We start from the raw sequence: 17463 nt of genomic DNA on the forward strand, positions 1-17463 counted from the left end.
GTGTGCGGATGATGTGTGAGAACTCAATAGTGTGCCAATGTACTTTTTGTGTTGGTTGGTTTTTGATTGTTCTGGCTGCGGTACATCGTATGTGTGCCGTGGTTGGTGTATGCCGGATGGCGCTTTTTCAAGCGGCGTCATTGTAAATAACATAAGTTGTTTGGGCGTAGATTGAGAATCTTCTAACTAGGCCAATCCCTGTTTGTGCCCCGTCGGGTTGGGGGTTGGTTGGATTTTTTCTTTATGTAATTTTTGGATTTGCCAGTCCGTGCTGTGCACGGTTTGGTTTGTTCTTTTTTGTTAGGTTTGGGCTTTTCACGGCCTTTTTTGTGGAGAGTTTGATCCTGGCTCAGGACGAACGCTGGCGGCGTGCTTAACACATGCAAGTCGAACGGAAAGGCTCCTGCTTGCAGGGGTACTCGAGTGGCGAACGGGTGAGTAACACGTGGGTGATCTGCCTTGTACTCTGGGATAAGCTTGGGAAACTGGGTCTAATACCGGATAGTAGCCGCCTTTAGTGTGGTGGTTGGAAAGTTTTTTCGGTGCAAGATGAGCTCGCGGCCTATCAGCTTGTTGGTGGGGTAATGGCCTACCAAGGCGTCGACGGGTAGCCGGCCTGAGAGGGTGTACGGCCACATTGGGACTGAGATACGGCCCAGACTCCTACGGGAGGCAGCAGTGGGGAATATTGCACAATGGGCGGAAGCCTGATGCAGCGACGCCGCGTGGGGGATGACGGCCTTCGGGTTGTAAACTCCTTTCGACAGGGACGAAGCTTTTTGTGACGGTACCTGTATAAGAAGCACCGGCTAACTACGTGCCAGCAGCCGCGGTAATACGTAGGGTGCGAGCGTTGTCCGGAATTACTGGGCGTAAAGAGCTCGTAGGTGGTTTGTCGCGTCGTCTGTGAAATTCCGGGGCTTAACTCCGGGCGTGCAGGCGATACGGGCATAACTTGAGTGCTGTAGGGGAGACTGGAATTCCTGGTGTAGCGGTGAAATGCGCAGATATCAGGAGGAACACCGATGGCGAAGGCAGGTCTCTGGGCAGTAACTGACGCTGAGGAGCGAAAGCATGGGTAGCGAACAGGATTAGATACCCTGGTAGTCCATGCCGTAAACGGTGGGCGCTAGGTGTAGGGGGCTTCCACGTCTTCTGTGCCGTAGCTAACGCATTAAGCGCCCCGCCTGGGGAGTACGGCCGCAAGGCTAAAACTCAAAGGAATTGACGGGGGCCCGCACAAGCGGCGGAGCATGTGGATTAATTCGATGCAACGCGAAGAACCTTACCTGGGCTTGACATACACCAGATCGCTGCAGAGATGTAGTTTCCCTTGTGGTTGGTGTACAGGTGGTGCATGGTTGTCGTCAGCTCGTGTCGTGAGATGTTGGGTTAAGTCCCGCAACGAGCGCAACCCTTGTCTTATGTTGCCAGCATTTTGGTTGGGGACTCATGAGAGACTGCCGGGGTTAACTCGGAGGAAGGTGGGGATGACGTCAAATCATCATGCCCCTTATGTCCAGGGCTTCACACATGCTACAATGGTCGGTACAACGCGCAGCGACACTGTGAGGTGGAGCGAATCGCTGAAAGCCGGCCTTAGTTCGGATTGGGGTCTGCAACTCGACCCCATGAAGTCGGAGTCGCTAGTAATCGCAGATCAGCAATGCTGCGGTGAATACGTTCCCGGGCCTTGTACACACCGCCCGTCACGTCATGAAAGTTGGTAACACCCGAAGCCAGTGGCTCAAACTCGTTTAGGGAGCTGTCTAAGGTGGGATCGGCGATTGGGACGAAGTCGTAACAAGGTACCCGTACCGGAAGGTGCGGGTGGATCACCTCCTTTCTAAGGAGCATTATTTTTCGCACCAGTTGGTGCTTGAAGCAATCATCACTATCTTCACTCTTCTTTTTTGTTGTTGTTGTGGTGGTTGTGTGGTGGTTGAGTAGGCGATTGTTCTGCTGCCACTTTTGTTTAATCGGGTGGAGATACGCCTTAACCAGAAGCAATCAATTGATTAATTGCCAATCAACGCCTTTGTTTAGAGTACTTGGTGCATTGTTGGGTGTCTGGGGCATTATCCCCTGGTTGTAACCCACACGGATGTAATGACCACTTTGTGATTGGTGGTTGTTGGCCTGTGTGGGGTGTTGTGTGAGAACTGTATAGTGGACGCGAGCATTAAACTGCATGCTGTTATCACCATTGGTGGCTGGCCTTTGTTGGTTGGTTGTTGTGGTGGGTGTGTGGTTTGTGTGATTTCTGTTCTTTTGTGTTTTGTGTAGTTCACGCCGGCATGAATGATGACGCACTGTTTGTGTGGTTGTTGTTTGTGTTGGTTGTGTGTTCGTTATTTAGGGCGCATGGTGGATGCCTTGGCATGCTGAGCCGATGAAGGACGTGAAAGGCTGCGTTAAGCCTCGGGGAGTTGTCAATTGAGCGTTGATCCGAGGATGTCCGAATGGGGAAACCTGGCACCTGTTATGGGGTGTTACCCTTCAGTGAATTCATAGCTGTTGTGGGGGTTTACGCGGGGAAGTGAAACATCTCAGTACCCGTAGGAAGAGAAAATAAATATGATTCTGCTAGTAGTGGCGAACGAACGTGGATGAGGCTAAACCGTGTGCATGTGATACTTGGTAGGGGTTGTGTGTGCGGTGTTGTGGGCCCCAACGTGCGGTGACTACCATCATCGTGCTTGTGTGTTGTTGTTAGGTGAAGTGGTGTGGAAACGCCTGCCAAAGAGGGTGATAGTCCCGTAGTTGAAGACTTCAGCATATAGGTTGTTGGGTTGCCCGAGTAGCAGCGGGCTCGTGGAATCTGCTGTGAATCTGCCGGGACCACCCGGTAAGCCTAAATACTCAGTGTGACCGATAGTGTATTAGTACCGTGAGGGAATGGTGAAAAGTACCCCGGGAGGGGAGTGAAATAGTTCCTGAAACCGTGTGCTTACAATCCGTCAGAGCACTTTTTTTAGTGTGATGGCGTGCCTTTTGAAGAATGAGCCTGCGAGTCAGCGGCATGTCGCGAGGTTAACCCGTGTGGGGTAGCCGTAGGGAAACCGAATCCTAATGGGGTGTTGAGTGGCATGTCCTGGACCCGAAGCGGGGTGATTTACCCATGGCCAGTGTGAAGCAGCTGTAAGAGGTTGTGGAGGCGCGAACCCACGTAGGTTGAAAACTGCGGGGATGAGCTGTGGGTAGGGGTGAAAGGCCAATCAAACTCCGTGATAGCTGGTTCTCCCCGAAATGCATTTAGGTGCAGCGTCGCATTAGCTTGGTGGAGGTAGAGCTACTGGTTGGTTGAGCGGGACTACAATCTTAGCAATGTCAGCCAAACTCCGAATGCCATCAATTGTGTTGTGCGGCAGTGAGACTGTGGGGGATAAGCTTCATAGTCGAGAGGGAAACAGCCCAGATCGCCGGTTAAGGCCCCTAAGGGTGTGCTAAGTGGAAAAGGATGTGGGATCGCGAAGACAGCCAGGAGGTTGGCTTAGAAGCAGCCATCCTTGAAAGAGTGCGTAATAGCTCACTGGTCGAGTGGTCCTGCGCCGACAATGTAGTGGGGCTCAAGCACACCGCCGAAGCCGCGGCAATATTTAATATTGGGTAGGGGAGCGTCGTGCATGTGTTGAAGCGTTACCGTGAGGGGGCGTGGAGTGTGTGCGAGTGAGAATGCAGGCATGAGTAACGAATTGGAAGGTGAGAATCCTTCCCGCCGGATGACTAAGGGTTCCTGGGTCAAGTTCGTCTTCCCAGGGTGAGTCGGGACCTAAGGCGAGGCCGACAGGCGTAGTCGATGGATAACCAGTTGATATTCTGGTACCCGTATGTCCGCGCCCATGATAAAGCACTGATACTAACCACCGCGGATACGACTGATGTGTTCTTTGAACACGTTGGTTGTTGATGTCGTGGGGCCTGATGTGTGGTTCAAGTGATGGGGTGACACAGTGTAGTAGCCATGCCGCTTAGTGGATTGTTGGTGTAAGCGTGTGAGGTGGTGTGTAGGTAAATCCGCATACCGTGTAGCCTGAGGCGTGATGCGTAGCCCGATAGAGGGTGAAGTTGGTGATCTAGTACTGTCGAGAAAAGCCTCTAGCGATGTGGATGTATGGCCCGTACCCGAAACCGACACAGGTAGTCAGGTTGAAAATACTAAGGCGTTCGGGTGAACTGTGGTTAAGGAACTCGGCAAAATGCCCCCGTAACTTCGGGAGAAGGGGGACCACACGACTTTTCCTAGTCTTGCACTAGGTTGGGGTTGTGGGGTCGCAGAGAATAGAGGGAAGCGACTGTTTATCAAAAACACAGGTCCATGCGAAGACGTTAAGTTGATGTATATGGACTGACGCCTGCCCGGTGCTGGAAGGTTAAGAGGACCGGTTAGTCACCTTTTGGTGGCGAAGCTGAGAATTTAAGCCCCAGTAAACGGCGGTGGTAACTATAACCATCCTAAGGTAGCGAAATTCCTTGTCGGGTAAGTTCCGACCTGCACGAATGGCGTAACGACTTCCCTGCTGTCTCAACCACAGGCCCGGTGAAATTGCACTACGAGTAAAGATGCTCGTTACGCGCGGCAGGACGAAAAGACCCCGGGACCTTCACTATAGCTTGGTATTGGTGTTTGGTTCGGTTTGTGTAGGATAGGTGGGAGACTTCGAAGCATGCACGCTAGTGTGTGTGGAGTCGTTGTTGAAATACCACTCTGATCGGATTGAGCATCTAACCTTGGCCCATGATCTGGGTTGGGGACAGTGCCTGGTGGGTAGTTTAACTGGGGCGGTTGCCTCCCAAAATGTAACGGAGGCGCCCAAAGGTTCCCTCAGCCTGGTTGGCAATCAGGTGGCGAGTGTAAGTGCACAAGGGAGCTTGACTGTGAGACAGACATGTCGAACAGGGACGAAAGTCGGGACTAGTGATCCGGCACCTACTTGTGGATGTGGTGTCGCTCAACGGATAAAAGGTACCCCGGGGATAACAGGCTGATCTTCCCCAAGAGTCCATATCGACGGGATGGTTTGGCACCTCGATGTCGGCTCGTCGCATCCTGGGGCTGGAGTAGGTCCCAAGGGTTGGGCTGTTCGCCCATTAAAGCGGCACGCGAGCTGGGTTCAGAACGTCGTGAGACAGTTCGGTCTCTATCCGCCGCGCGCGTTGAAACTTGAAGAAGGCTGTCCCTAGTACGAGAGGACCGGGACGGACGTACCTCTAGTGTGCCAGTTGTTCCGCCAGGGGCATCGCTGGTTGGCTACGTACGGAAGGGATAACCGCTGAAAGCATCTAAGCGGGAAGCCTGTTTTAAGATGAGGTTTCATTATAAGGTCCCCCAAAGACGATGGGGTTGATAGGCCAGAACTGTACGCACCGCAAGGTGTTTAGGCGACTGGTACTAATAGACCAAAACAAACACACACTTACCCCCAAGAGGGAAGTGTTAACAACACAAACACGATTGTGAATCACACACTGCCCGTGTTCGCGTCCACTACACAGTATCTGACACAACACCCACGGCCAGAAAAATGCCCTGGAAGTTTGTCGGTGGCCAATAGCAGCAGGGAAACGCCCGGACCCATTCCGAACCCGGAAGCTAAGCCTGCCCGCGCTGATGGTACTGCAACCGGGAGGTTGTGGGAGAGTAAGAAACCGCCGACACCAAACAACAAACAACTCAATAGACAACAACAAGAAGGGGACCGTTGAAGCACCACCGCTTCAACGGTCCGTTAAGGTGTGCGCATATGACTACAACCAACGAGATCAGGGTCGCGGAGGTAGCGGACGCGGGGGTCGTCGCAAAGCTATTGCGCGATTTCAACACAGAGTTTGATACCCCGGTTCCCGAAGGCCTTGAGGAGCGGTTTGCGCAGATCATCGCACACGACGACGCCTTCGTTCTCCTCGCCGGCGATATTGGTTTCGCCTACGTCACCCTGCGCCCGAGCCCGTATTACGACGGGCCGGTGGCGATGCTCGACGAGCTCTACGTCGCATCTGCCCACCGCAATCGCGGGGTCGGCACGGCGCTGCTGCAGCGGGTCTTCGAGGAGATCCGCAAGCACAGCGCCGGCGAATTACAAATCAACGTCGACGAGGTAGACACCGATGCGCGCCGCTTTTACGAACGCCACGGCCTGACCAACATCGAGCAAGGCTCCCGCATGCTGCTCTACATCCGGGAGCTTTAGGCCGGAAGCGATAGCTTTGCGACGAGCCCACCACCGGCCCGCGGCGCAAGCACCAGGGATCCGCCATGGGCGTTCGCGATCGCATCGACGAGTGCCAGCCCGAGCCCGTGGCCGGCACCTGCGGTGCGTTCGGCGCGCGCGAATGGTTCGGTCCAGGTTGCAACCTCGGCCGCGGAGTAGGTCTCGCCGCCGGATTCCACGGTGACCTCAGCGAAGTTGCCCACCTTGCGCAGGGTGAGCGCGGGGTTGTTGCCGTGGGTGAGTGCGTTGCGCACCAGGTTGTCCACCGCCTGGCGGGTCAGGGTGGGGGAGGCGTCCACGGTCACGGGCACGGCGTCGGCGGGGACGTTGCGGTCGGCGCACACCTCGCGGCACAGTTCTGCCAGGTCGAGGCGCTGCCGGTCGCGCACGTCCACGTTGGCCAGCTGGAGTAGGGCGGCGACGGTGTCGGCGCTGCGGGCGTTGACCTCGCGCACGCGGGTTAGCGTGGGACGCAGCCCGCCGTCGTCGCCGGTCAGGGCCACGTCTGCCATGGTCTGGATGGTTGCGATCGGAGTCTTCAACTCATGGGAGGCGTTGGAGGCGAACCGGCGCTGGCGCTCCACTGCGCCCGCCAATTCGTCGAGCATGACGTTGAGCGCGTCTGCGAGTTCGCCGACCTCGTCGTCGGGACCATGGTGGGTGATGCGGGCTGAGAGGTCGCCGCGGGTGACGGAGGCGGCGTCGTCGGCAATGTCGCGAAGAGGTTTGATCACCAGGCCTGCCACGAACCAGCCGATCACACCCGCAAGCAGGGTCAACAGGGCAAGTACCGACAGGGAGGCGAGGAGGACGCGGCGCAGGATCTCGCTGGTGATCGGCACGGCACCGTCGATGATGACACCGTCCTCCACCGTGGGGAAGGTGGCCGTTACCGGCACCGGGGTGAGCTTCAGGTAGGCATACACCAGCCCGATCAGAGCCAACCCCATCCCAAGCACCGTGGCCACGAACATCACCGTAATGCGGGCCCGCAAACTCAGCCTCATCGTTCCTCCTCCGCCACGTAGTAGCCGGCGCCGGCCACGGTGTGCACGATGCGCGGTTCGCCTAGCTTCTTGCGCAGGTGCGACACCGTCACGCGCGGGGAGTTGGTGAACGGGTCCGCGTTTTCGTCCCACGCCTCCGCGAGCAGGTCCTCGGCAGAGATCACCCCGCCGTCGGCCTCCATGAGTACCTCGAGCACAGCGAACTCCTTCGGGCTCAGTGGCACCGTCTCGCCACCACGGGTGACCTCGCGCCGAAAGGTGTCTAGGCGCACATCCCCGCAGCGATACACCTCGCCGCGCGCCGGGGCGTTGCGCTTCGCCAACGCATTAACCCGCGCGATTAACTCCGGCACCTCGAACGGTTTGGGCAGATAATCGTCGGCGCCGAGCCCGAAGCCTTCCAGCCTGTCGTCCAGGGAGCCGGACGCGGTCAGCATGATCACCCGGGTCGCGGGATGCGTATCGACGACCCACCTGCACACCTCATCACCATGCAACCCCGGCAGGTCCCGGTCGAGCACGACGACGTCGGGGCGGGTGTCGTCGATACGCGAACGCGCCTCCAAGCCGTCATACACGGCACTAGCCTGCATGTTTGCGTTGTTGAGTGCGGTGGCGATGGCGTCGGCGAGATAGGCTTCGTCGTCGATCACAAGTACCCGAATTGTCATGAGCCCGATCGTATCGGCGGGGGTGTTGCGCCCACGTTAACGTCACCGCAACATCTGGCTGCGTAACTTCCACAGCCATGCAGACCCGAAACGTAGGAATCGACGCCGCCCGCGCGGTGGCACTCGTCGCCATGATGGTCGCGCACCTCACCGTCCAAGAGGGCATCACTGCACAGGTGCTGTTCGGCTTCCCGGCCGCACTGTTCGCCTTCATCGCCGGTGTCTCAATGGGGTACATGCGCGCCCAGCCCGCCGAGTTCATCGTGCGCGGCATCCTTCTGATCGCCCTGCACTTCGCGCTCGCCCCATTTTCGGGGTCGATCGTGGTGGTGCTCGGCACCATCGGGGTCTGCATGGCGCTGCTCGCCTGGGCGCCACGCTGGGACACACCACTGTTGCTGTGGCTCGCGTGCGCCCTCACTTTTGGCTCGGCGGTGCTCGCGCCGTCGTCCTGGCCGTACCCGCCCATGATGTGGGCCACGCTCATGATCGCCGGCATCCTGTTCAAACGCTACATGCCGTTGTGGCCCGGCCTCGTGGTCGGCGGGGCGCTGTTCGCCCTGGATGTGGCGCTGCGCTGGACCACACCGTTGCCACCGCTTCTCGACGCCACCGGCCACACCGGAGGACTCATGGACGTTGTGGGCAGCGTGGGGGCGTCGATAAGCATCTGCGCCCTGTGCTGCCTGGCGCAACGCTGGCTCGGATGGCTCGCCCCGCTGGGCCGGATGCCGCTGACTCTGTACTGCATCCACGTGCTCACCGCCGAGTGGCTCAACGTTTGGGTGACCGTGGGCGGCGCCATCGTGATCGCTTACGTATGGCTCGCGATATTTCAGCGCGGGCCGCTTGAAACTGTAATTCGCCGCATCACCGCGGTAGTGAAGGAGAACAATCGTGAAAAAGCTCGCAGCTAGCCTCGCCGTCGCAGGCGCCCTCGTCGCCCAGCCCGCATGGGCGATGGAAAGCACCACCTTCGCCGGCGACGTCGACGAAGCCAAGCCCGTGGTCTCCGTGCGTGTCGACGACTCCGATCCCGACGACGGCGTCTGCACCGGCACCGCCATCGACCCCCACTGGGTCATCACCGCCCGCCACTGCGTCGAGGCCGCCGCCAAGCCGGGCGGCTCGGTGCGCACCGGCCAGGGAGACGACCAGCGCGTCTACAAGGTGGACCGCCACGAGGTTGCCCCGCGCGGCGACATCGCCCTGCTCCACACCGAAGAGGAAATGCAGCTAGATACGTTCGCCGAGGTTGCAGACGAGGTCCCCGCCGGCGCTGTGAACATCTACGGCTGGTCCTCCGACGGCTCGGGAGGCTCCACCGAGCTGCCCTCCGCCGAGGCCGAGGTCCGCGGCGATTCCCCGCTCGCCCTTTTCGACGCCCCAACCGCCCTCGAGGTCGCCCTCAAGAACGGCGCCCGTATCCAGCCGGGCGACTCCGGCGGCGCTATCTTCGCCGACGGCAAGGTCGCCGGCATCATGTCGGCTGGACTCTTCGAGGACCCGGACAACCCGACGGAGGAGGAAATGACCTCTAATGCCGCCGTCGCGGTGGCGCCGGTTGCCGAGCAGGCCGAGTGGATCCGAGGCGTCGTCGGTGGTGAGGGTGCGGATTCTTCCGCGGACGCTTCTCCGGAAGCTGAGGCTGAGCCATCGGCTTCCTGGCGCAACGTCGCGATCGGCCTGGGCGTTTTGGCCCTCGTCGTTGCTGGGTTCCTGGTGCTGCTGCGCCGCCGCTCCAACTAGGCTTTGTGTTGAGGGGGTGTTCCTATATAGGTTGTCAACTCCGTGGGTGAGGTTGTTGGGGGTATGAAGGGCTTCTGCTTCGCCGTGTGAATGTTGTTTTCGGGCATCTCGAGGAGCCGATTGGGCTTGCTGCTCAATCGGCTTGGATGGGAGCTGTTGGTTCTAAGCTGCTGTGACCTCTTGGACTGTGGAGATGTCTCGGTAGAGCTCGCCGCTACGCATCATGGCGAAGAGAACGTTTAGGCGTCGGCGTGCGAGTGCGACAACTGCGGCGTTGTGTCTTTTGCCTTCTTTGCGTTTTCGTTCATAGAATTGTCGGGAACGCTCGTGGAATCTGATCGATGCAAAAGACGATTGCCATAGGGCGTTCTTTAATTTTTTGTTGCCAGCCCGGTTGGGCGAATTCGACATGATGGACGTTCCCGACTGATTCGTCCGCGGTGATAGGCCTGCATAGGACGCTAGGTGCGCTGCATCGGGGAAGTCGGACATATCGCCAACGGTCATGAGGATCTGCGCGGCGCTACGCGGACCGATGCCGGGCATGGATAAAAGAATCTCGGTGTGAGGAATGTCCTGGATGAGCTTGAGTACCTGTGCCTCGATTTCTTTACGATGCTCGAGTTTGGCCAATGCATCTTTGGCGGACATTGCTACGCCAAGTTCGGCGTATTCTGCCCCGGCAATGGACACGGTCTGCCCGTGGATGGCAGCAAGCATGGCATCGATGACAGGCTCAGGATTGCGCGCCCTGTGACTGCGCGCAAAGGCTGCCAGACGTGCTCTACCGACGCGTCGAATCTTGGTGGGGCCACCGTATTTCGCAAGTAGGTGGAGGATCCACTTGCGATGAATCACCTGTCCGCGCAGAACATGTTCGAATTCAGGATAGGTTCCCACGAGCGCGGATCGCATCTGGTTAATCAGGCGTGTGTAGGCCCGGGCGAGATCTTCGTCAATACCGTTGAGCACTTTCAGCTGGATAAAGACTTCCTCAACGCGGTCGACGCTGCGCAAGGCATCCGGAAGTTTAAGACCGGCATGGGCGATGACGTAGGCGTCGCGCACATCGGTCTTGGAGTTGCCGACGTGGATGCGAGAGAGCTGCCGCATCGCAAGCCCCGGTAGATAGCGAACGTCGGCCCCCATGTCTTGGGCGACTGCGACGGTTAACCGGCCGATGTTGTTGGGTTGATCGACAATGACAAGAACCGAAGCGTCATCGGCTTTCCACGTTTTCCACCTCACTACCCACCAATACTCCTAACGCTGAAGTCGGCTCTTGGTTCTAAGCTCCCGGAGCAGTATGACTTACCCCACCGCTGTTGGGCCGTCGTGTTCACATACGAATCTTACAATGGGGGTTGCGAGAACTTTATGTCCACGCCGTCTCGCCCATTCACGGTAAAGGAATAGAAACATGATTGAATTTCTTTTATTCCTCTGTCCCTCAGCGCTCTATATTTTTTTCCGGCGCAAGTCACTTGGGGTGTCCCGCGCCCTTGCACATGTGGGGTGGCGATGGGGAAGCTGGCAAGCGGCAGGGCTAAGCCTCGTTTTGTTCCCTGTGCTGCTAGGAACTGGTTATCTCGGTATCCGTCTCGTGTCGACAGCTAGTCTGACGCTCCCAGGTGTCGTTCTCGTCCATGGGGTAAGTGGTGCCGCGATTCTGAGAGCCGTAGGCGAAGAGATTTTCTTCCGAGGATTCCTCGGCGGCTTGTTTCTTCGACGCTGGGGACTATGGGTTGGGAACACTCTTCAGGCCGCTCTTTTTCTCGTTCCTCACCTCGTGCTACTGAGTATTGATGTGCATCTGTGGCCGATACTTCCCGTTCAGTTCCTCGGCGGCTGGATACTGGGCGTGGTGAGATATCGTTCGGGTAGCGTCATTGAGTGCTCAGTCCTACATGCTGCCCTTAACACAGGGATTGGACTGCTGGCGGGTTAATTCAACGAATGCGGGCGCTGCTCAGGCCGGTTGTTCCGGCACTGGGCGCACAGGTCTGCCTCGCGGGGGCTAGTCCTCGCAAGTCAAGCGACGGACTGCCTCGCGGATGACCTCAGGGCGCTTGCAGAAGGCGAAGCGCACCTTGTTTTTCCACGGTTCGGGGTTGTCCGTGAAGGCGGCGAGTGGAATGGCTGCCACGCCGCTTGTTGCGGGCAGCTGCATGCAGTACTCCACGCTGCTCAGTCCGGTGGAGGAGACGTCTGCGACGACGTAGTAGGTGCCGCCGGTGTCGTGAACGTGGAAACCGAGCTGCGTGAGTCCTTCCACCAGAATGGTGCGGCATTCTTCTAGCTCGGAGACCATTCCGGTGAGCCAGTCCCTCTCGTAGTGGAGGGCGTGGGCCACAGCCGGCTGGAAAGGCGTGGTGGAGACGAAGGTGTTGAATTGCTTGGCCTTAATGACACCGTCGAGAAGCTTAGGCTCTGCAATGGCCCAGCCGGTCTTCCACCCGGTGCAGTTGAAAGACTTGGCGGCGGAAGAGATCGTCACGGTGCGCTGGCGCATGCCCGGCAGGGAGGCGATGCTGACGTGTTCGGCATCGGCGAAGGTCAGGTTTTCATAGACTTCATCGGCCAAGACGAGGAGATCCTTCTCCACGCAGAGCTCGGCGAGCTCGGTGAGCGCCTCGCGGGAAAAGACCGAACCGGTCGGGTTATGCGGGGTATTGATGATGACCATGGCGGTCTGGTCCGTGACGGCCGCGCGCACGGCGTCGACGTCGATGTCCCAGCTGTTGCCGGATGCTTTTAGGGGGACGGGGACCCGGGAGGCGTCGGCAAGCGCGACGGCAGCGATGTACGCGTCGTAGTAAGGCTCGAGGACGATGACCTCCTGGCCTGGCTCCACCAGGCCTAGGACGGTGGCGGTGATGGCCTCGGTGGCACCCGCGGTGACCACGACGTGGTCCTGGGGTACGGAATACGTGTCGGCGATAGCGCTGACCAGCTCCGGAACCCCGCGCAGAGGAGCGTACTGGTTGTTGCCGCCGGCAATGTTCTCCTGCGCGATCTCCAGCATGCGCTGCGGGCCGTCGCTATCGGGGAAACCCTGGCCCAAGTTCACCGCGTCATTCTCCACGGCGAGCGCGGTCATGGTGGCGAAGATGGTCTCGCCGAATTCCTGCAGCCGTTGACCAGTCATTTAGAGCACCAGCAAATCGTACTTGGTGGCCTTTACATCGGACAGGCGCTTGCGGGCGCGCTCCAGGCGCTGCCACTGGTCCTCCGGGATGGACTTGCGGGCCATAGCCACGGTCTCTGCGTCCGGCGTGCCCCAGGCAATCGGCATGGGAGTAATCTGCTGCCAGTGTTCTTTGTCGCTGGAGCTGCGCTGGCCAGAGACTGCGGCAACCGGCACCTTCGTGCCAACCGTGCGCTTGATGCCGGGAATGTTGCTGACGGTGCGCAGACACGCGCCCCAGCGCGGTGGGAGCTTGGGGTCCACGTTGGTGTTTACCAAGGCGAGAAGCACCATGTCACGCTCATTGACCTCCGCTACCACCGCGGGGGCGAGAGGGTAGGAGTCATAGAGCTTTTGCGCCGAGCCCACCTGGCGGGAGGCCAGCACGCCAATGACGGCACAGAAAATACCAAAGAGGACCATGCCCAGGCCTACGGTGATGCGCCAGGTGGCGTCGATACCGAAGTAGAGCGCAATGCCGCCGATGATGAGCAGCAGTCCCATGATGAGGCCGGAGTTGCGCAGGCGGGAGGAATCCCGCAGGAGCTCGTTGTTCTGCTTGGCAAAGTCCTCGTGGACATCAAACTTGAAAATCTTCATTGTTTTACAAGTCTACTGCGTCCACCAGCCGGTAGGCATAACCCTGCTCCGCCAAAAAGCGCTGGCGGTGCATGGCGTACTCCGCATCGAGAGACTCGCGTGCGACGAGCGTGTAGAACGTCGCTTCCTGGCCGTCCTCCTTGGGGCGCAGAAGGCGGCCAAGCCGTTGGGCCTCCTCCTGGCGCGAGCCAAACGTGCCGGAGACCTGGATGGCCAGAGCGGCCTCCGGGAGGTCGATGGAGAAGTTCGCCACCTTGGAGACTACGAGGGTTGTCAGCTCCCGGTCCCGGAATTGTTGGAAGAGCCTTTCCCGCTGAGCGGTGGAGGTCTTACCGTCGATGACGGGGGCGCCCAGGTGCGCGCCGAGCTCCTCCAGCTGGTCCACGTAGGCGCCGATGATGAGCGCCTGCTGGCCGGCATGCTGGGCCAGCAGTGCGTCCACGGCGGGGAGCTTGGCGCTTGCCGACGCCGCGATTCTATACCTATCCCGCGCGTTCGCCGTGGCGTAGAGCATGCGCTCTTCCTGCGTCATGTCCACGCGCACCTCGACGCAGTCCGCGGTAGCAATGTAGCCGGCGGATTCCAGTTCCTTCCACGGGGCGTCGTAGCGCTTCGGTCCGATGAGGGAGAAGACGTCGCCCTCGCGGCCGTCCTCGCGCACGAGGGTGGCGGTCAACCCTAGGCGGCGGCGCGATTGGAGGTCGGAGGTCATGCGGAAGACCGGGGCGGGCAGAAGGTGGACCTCGTCGTAGATGATGAGGCCCCAGTCGTGGGAATCAAAGAGCTCGAGTGCCCGGTATTCGCCCTTCGTCTTGCGGGTGACCACCTGGTAGGTGGCGATGGTCACCGGCTTGATCTCCTTCTTCTCACCGGAGTATTCGCCAATCTCGTTGGGCGTGAGGGTGGTGCGGCGTAGTAGCTCGTCGCGCCATTGGCGCCCGGCCACGGTGTTAGTGACCAGGATAAGCGTGGTGGCCTGTGCCTTGGCCATGGCAGCCGCGCCCACGATGGTCTTGCCCGCGCCACACGGCAGCACGACGATGCCGGAGCCACCAGCCCAAAATGACTCGGCGGCGTACTGCTGATAGTCACGTAAGTGCCAGTCCACCTTGTCGGTGCTGAGCTGCATGGGGTGGGACTCGCCGTCGACGTAGCCGGCGCGGTCATCGGCGGGCCACTTGGCCTTGAGTAGCTCCTGCTTGAGCCGCCCGCGAGCAGAGGGTGGGACCGCAACGGTCGTGTCGTCGATGCGCTGGCCCAGTAGCTCGCCCACCTTCTTGTGGCGGGTGAGCTCCTCCAGAATGGCGGGCTCGTCCGCTTCAAGGATGAGGCCCTGGGCTGGGTGCGCCAGCAGGCGGACGCGGCCGTAGCGAGACATGGTCTCGGCGATGTCGACCAGCAGCGCCTGCGGCACCGGGAAGCGCGAATAGGTTTCCACAACGTCAACGACCTGCTCCGCGTCGTGGCCGGCGGCGCGCGCATTCCACAGGGCTAGCGGGGTGATCCGGTAGGTGTGAATGTGCTCGGGCGCGCGCTCCAGCTCCGCGAAGGGGGCTAGTGCTGCGCGGGCCTGGGCAGCCTGCGGGTGGTCGACCTCCAAGAGGACGGTCTTGTCCGATTGGACAATGAGGGGTCCGGGCACCACAGCTCCTTTCTATTCGTCCGGGTTATGTAGCGCGACTGATCTTAGGCGGTGCAGCGGAAAGCGAACAGCCTTGCCATCTGCAGTGAGTGCGTCGATGACTCCCCCCTCCACGCGCAGTGGGGTCACCGTGAGTGTTTGAAGCACGCCGGTCTTGTCGGCGTAGCGCACGGTGACCGGGCGCTGGGCGCGAGCGGCGGCCCGCGCGGTGTTGGCGGTCTCGGCGGTGTCAGCCGTGTCGGCGCTGTCGGACGCCTCGCTTCCGCGTGCGCCCGCGGGGCGCTGCGGAGAGCGTGCGGAATGCAATGCCGCTACGGCGGCGTCCACGGTGGCAGCCGGGCGCTTTCGCGCAGTGGTCCGGGCTAGCGGGAGTGTATAGGGCTCCGGGGCCACGGCAATCGACGCCCCAGACTCGTCCTCCGCAGTAGGAGACAGGCCCTTGTCCCGCAGCTTGTCCAGCAGCTCGCCCACGCGCAGAGAGGACACCGCAACGGTGGGGGCTAGCTGTCGCAGCTCCGGCACGCTGACGACGGCGAGCTCCAGCAGTGCGGGGTCCTCGCTGCGCAGGTAGGACAGCGCCGGGCCGCTGCGCAGCGTGCCGTGGCGCTTCGATACGTCCCGGATGGCGTATTCCACTGCTTGCGGCAAGCCCGTGGGGCAGTGCTGGCTTAAGAACTCGGTGATTTCCTGCGCAGTCATACCGCGGTCCATGCCGCGACGCAGCGTGGATTCGCTGATGCGGAACACGCTGGCCAAGCCCGGTGATTCAAGGTCCGCCAGGGACGCCAGTGTGCGGTGCGCGGCCGGCTCTAGGGGGCCGGGCACCAGCACGGTGAGATCTGCTTGAATGATGAACTCGGAGACCGTCTCCGGAACGAGCTCTGCCGCCGCGGACGAGTCGAAGAGGATCCGTGTTGCTCGGCCCAGTGCCACGGCGCCGATCCACTCGGCCTCGTCCCGCAGGTGCTCAATGGTTTCCGCGCGGGAGTTGCTGGCGAAAAGTGGGGATCCGAAGCGCAGATCTTCCCAGAATTCCTGCGGGCCAAGCGGAGCGGCCGAGTGCGCGTATACACCCAGCACGAAGCGCCGAAAGCGCGGCAGGCGGTGGTTGAGGGTGTCCTCGCTGAACACGCGGGGCCCAGCCCAGGTGGCCCACGGCGATTCGTGCCAGGCGTCCACGAGGACTCGCCACTTGTCAGCTAGACCGGCCTGAAGCCATTCCGCAGCGCCCTCGGTCACGGCCAGAAAGTGGCCCTCCAAGCCCTCCGGCTCACCGAAGCCAAGCAGCCGTGCCTGGTGGCCCAGACTGATGAGCCGCGCGACCTTGTCTGAGTCCAGCGCTAGTTCCTTGACCAGCTGTTTGAGTGCTCGCACACCTACGGTTCCGTCTTTGAGCAATGCCACGGGGCGCGTGCCGAGCACGCCAATGAGCTGTTCCATGTCTCGGACTACGCTCAGCCCGGCGGCGGTTCCGGCATCGTCCGCCTTGGAATCCTGCACTGGCTCGCCGACGCGATCCGACGGGGTCAGCGGTATCGGCGCGGTGGGCTCTCCAACCAAGAGCCGCCGCAGTGCGTGGGGCAGGCGCACCGTGCGGCTGCTGGTGCGCTCAAGCAAGCCCTTGGCAATAAGCCGCGGGACCGGCTGCGTCGGATCCGCATCGGGCGCGGCGTTGTGGGTCTGGCCCACGCCGTCGCCGGCGGCGAGGGTGTCGAGCACCCGGTGCTCGTCGGCAGGCAGAGCGTCGATGCTGTCCTGGCTGACATCGAGCTGGTGGAGGAGCGTCCAGCCCGGGGGAAGCGCGCCCATGACGCCTGTGACAATCTGTACGGTGCGCGGGTGGTCAGCTTCCTGCGGGTCCCCGAATACCAGGCCGCGGTGCAGCAGCTGCTCGGTGACCTCCCAGTCAGTCACCTCGACCGGTTCCAGCTCGCCGCCACGCGCGGCGATGTCCTCCAGCGTTGCCAATTGTGCGGCATTACATGCGGCTAGTGCGTCCACAATGCACATGGGCAGCGTGAGACGGGTAGCCAGGGAGCCAAAGTCCGGCGGGGCCGGTGTGAGTGCTTCCGGGCGGTTGCTCAGCAGGGCGCGCAGGTCCTCCTCCGGTAGGTGCGCAAGCCAGGTGCGGAAACTCTCGGTGCCGCGGGTGCGGTTGCGTGGGGAAGTCATAGGCCCCCAAGCCTAGCGCTCCTGCCTCCTCGGCGGAGAAAGGCCGAAGACGGGAAGATGAAGCGCAGCAGCCTGAAGGAACTGTTGGGCGTGCCGCGAGGGGAGCGCAGCAATACCGGCCGGCGGGGCTCGGTCAACGTGGCGCGCGTACCAAACGGGGGAGAAGGCGGGGCACGAGTTGCTCCGCCGAGTTACTTTTCGGCGCGCTGTTTGGAATAATGAG

The 17463-nt window shown here is 60.5% G+C and carries 11 protein-coding genes and 3 rRNA genes; 7 read left to right on the plus strand and 7 right to left on the minus strand.

Going from position 1 to position 17463, the window contains the following annotated elements; all coding sequences use genetic code 11:
• Positions 1–326 precede the first annotated feature (326 nt).
• The 4 genes from ACKFR8_RS00090 (at position 327) to aac(3)-XI (ending at position 6191) form a co-directional block, all read left to right on the plus strand.
• Positions 327–1846: ribosomal RNA gene (locus tag ACKFR8_RS00090) — 16S ribosomal RNA — on the plus strand.
• Positions 1847–2344: 498 nt separating this feature from the next.
• Positions 2345–5415, plus strand: a 23S ribosomal RNA gene (locus ACKFR8_RS00095).
• Between the two features lie 125 nt (positions 5416–5540).
• A 5S ribosomal RNA gene (gene rrf / locus ACKFR8_RS00100) occupies positions 5541–5658 on the plus strand.
• Together the 16S, 23S and 5S rRNA genes form the textbook arrangement of a ribosomal RNA operon.
• 86 nt (positions 5659–5744) lie before the next feature.
• On the plus strand, positions 5745–6191 hold the full coding sequence (gene aac(3)-XI / locus ACKFR8_RS00105) for an aminoglycoside N-acetyltransferase AAC(3)-XI (RefSeq protein WP_408930236.1): 447 nt from the start codon (positions 5745–5747) through the stop codon (positions 6189–6191).
• On the opposite strand, the gene ACKFR8_RS00110 is transcribed toward aac(3)-XI, so the two are convergent.
• Entirely contained in the window at positions 6188–7219 is a 1032-nt protein-coding gene (locus ACKFR8_RS00110) for a sensor histidine kinase (protein WP_046095285.1), read from the minus strand. The genes aac(3)-XI and ACKFR8_RS00110 overlap by 4 nt on opposite strands.
• Positions 7216–7884: a response regulator transcription factor gene (locus tag ACKFR8_RS00115; protein WP_193391061.1), complete on the minus strand. Its 669-nt coding sequence runs from the start codon at positions 7882–7884 to the stop codon at positions 7216–7218. Before ACKFR8_RS00115 ends, ACKFR8_RS00110 begins: the two co-directional genes overlap by 4 nt.
• An 83-nt stretch (positions 7885–7967) precedes the next feature.
• Between ACKFR8_RS00115 and ACKFR8_RS00120 the strand changes: the two genes are divergently transcribed.
• Both ACKFR8_RS00120 and ACKFR8_RS00125 read left to right on the plus strand, forming a co-directional pair.
• Positions 7968–8807, plus strand: coding sequence for a hypothetical protein (locus ACKFR8_RS00120; protein ID WP_049147422.1), 840 nt, complete (start codon positions 7968–7970; stop codon positions 8805–8807).
• Positions 8788–9639, plus strand: a complete 852-nt coding sequence (locus ACKFR8_RS00125; RefSeq protein WP_049147424.1) for a trypsin-like serine protease — start codon at positions 8788–8790, stop codon at positions 9637–9639. Before ACKFR8_RS00120 ends, ACKFR8_RS00125 begins: the two co-directional genes overlap by 20 nt.
• A 162-nt stretch (positions 9640–9801) precedes the next feature.
• Here ACKFR8_RS00125 and ACKFR8_RS00130 read toward each other — a convergent pair whose 3' ends face one another.
• Complete coding sequence (locus ACKFR8_RS00130; protein ID WP_408930237.1) at positions 9802–10887, minus strand: IS110 family transposase; 1086 nt, start codon at positions 10885–10887, stop codon at positions 9802–9804.
• A gap of 172 nt (positions 10888–11059) precedes the next feature.
• Between ACKFR8_RS00130 and ACKFR8_RS00135 the strand changes: the two genes are divergently transcribed.
• Positions 11060–11587 carry a CPBP family intramembrane glutamic endopeptidase gene (locus ACKFR8_RS00135; protein ID WP_408930238.1) on the plus strand — a complete coding sequence of 176 codons (528 nt, stop codon included), beginning with the start codon at positions 11060–11062 and terminating at the stop codon, positions 11585–11587.
• Between the two features lie 69 nt (positions 11588–11656).
• Here ACKFR8_RS00135 and ACKFR8_RS00140 read toward each other — a convergent pair whose 3' ends face one another.
• The 4 genes from ACKFR8_RS00140 to ACKFR8_RS00155 are packed head-to-tail and all read right to left on the minus strand — an operon-like array spanning position 11657 to position 17240.
• A complete protein-coding gene (locus ACKFR8_RS00140; RefSeq protein ID WP_408930239.1) occupies positions 11657–12787 on the minus strand; it encodes an aminotransferase class I/II-fold pyridoxal phosphate-dependent enzyme in 1131 nt (376 codons plus the stop codon).
• Positions 12788–13426 carry a DUF3239 domain-containing protein gene (locus ACKFR8_RS00145; RefSeq protein ID WP_408930240.1) on the minus strand — a complete coding sequence of 213 codons (639 nt, stop codon included), beginning with the start codon at positions 13424–13426 and terminating at the stop codon, positions 12788–12790.
• Between the two features lie 4 nt (positions 13427–13430).
• Complete coding sequence (locus tag ACKFR8_RS00150) at positions 13431–15068, minus strand: DNA repair helicase XPB (protein WP_408930241.1); 1638 nt, start codon at positions 15066–15068, stop codon at positions 13431–13433.
• Positions 15069–15080: 12 nt separating this feature from the next.
• Positions 15081–17240 carry a helicase-associated domain-containing protein gene (locus ACKFR8_RS00155; RefSeq protein WP_408930242.1) on the minus strand — a complete coding sequence of 720 codons (2160 nt, stop codon included), beginning with the start codon at positions 17238–17240 and terminating at the stop codon, positions 15081–15083.
• Between the last annotated feature and the right edge of the window lie 223 nt (positions 17241–17463).

The organism is Corynebacterium axilliensis, assembly GCF_046097495.1.
GTDB lineage: Bacteria > Actinomycetota > Actinomycetes > Mycobacteriales > Mycobacteriaceae > Corynebacterium.

Bases quoted from the DNA above. Each gene is read 5' to 3' on its own strand.
- ACKFR8_RS00145 (WP_408930240.1), bottom strand. From the start codon at position 13,426: ATGAAGATTTTCAAGTTTGATGTCCACGAGGACTTTGCCAAGCAGAAC.
- ACKFR8_RS00135 (WP_408930238.1), top strand. From the start codon at position 11,060: ATGATTGAATTTCTTTTATTCCTCTGTCCCTCAGCGCTCTATATTTTT.
- ACKFR8_RS00110 (WP_046095285.1), bottom strand. From the start codon at position 7,219: ATGAGGCTGAGTTTGCGGGCCCGCATTACGGTGATGTTCGTGGCCACG.
- ACKFR8_RS00120 (WP_049147422.1), top strand. From the start codon at position 7,968: ATGCAGACCCGAAACGTAGGAATCGACGCCGCCCGCGCGGTGGCACTC.
- ACKFR8_RS00140 (WP_408930239.1), bottom strand. From the start codon at position 12,787: ATGACTGGTCAACGGCTGCAGGAATTCGGCGAGACCATCTTCGCCACC.
- ACKFR8_RS00155 (WP_408930242.1), bottom strand. From the start codon at position 17,240: ATGACTTCCCCACGCAACCGCACCCGCGGCACCGAGAGTTTCCGCACC.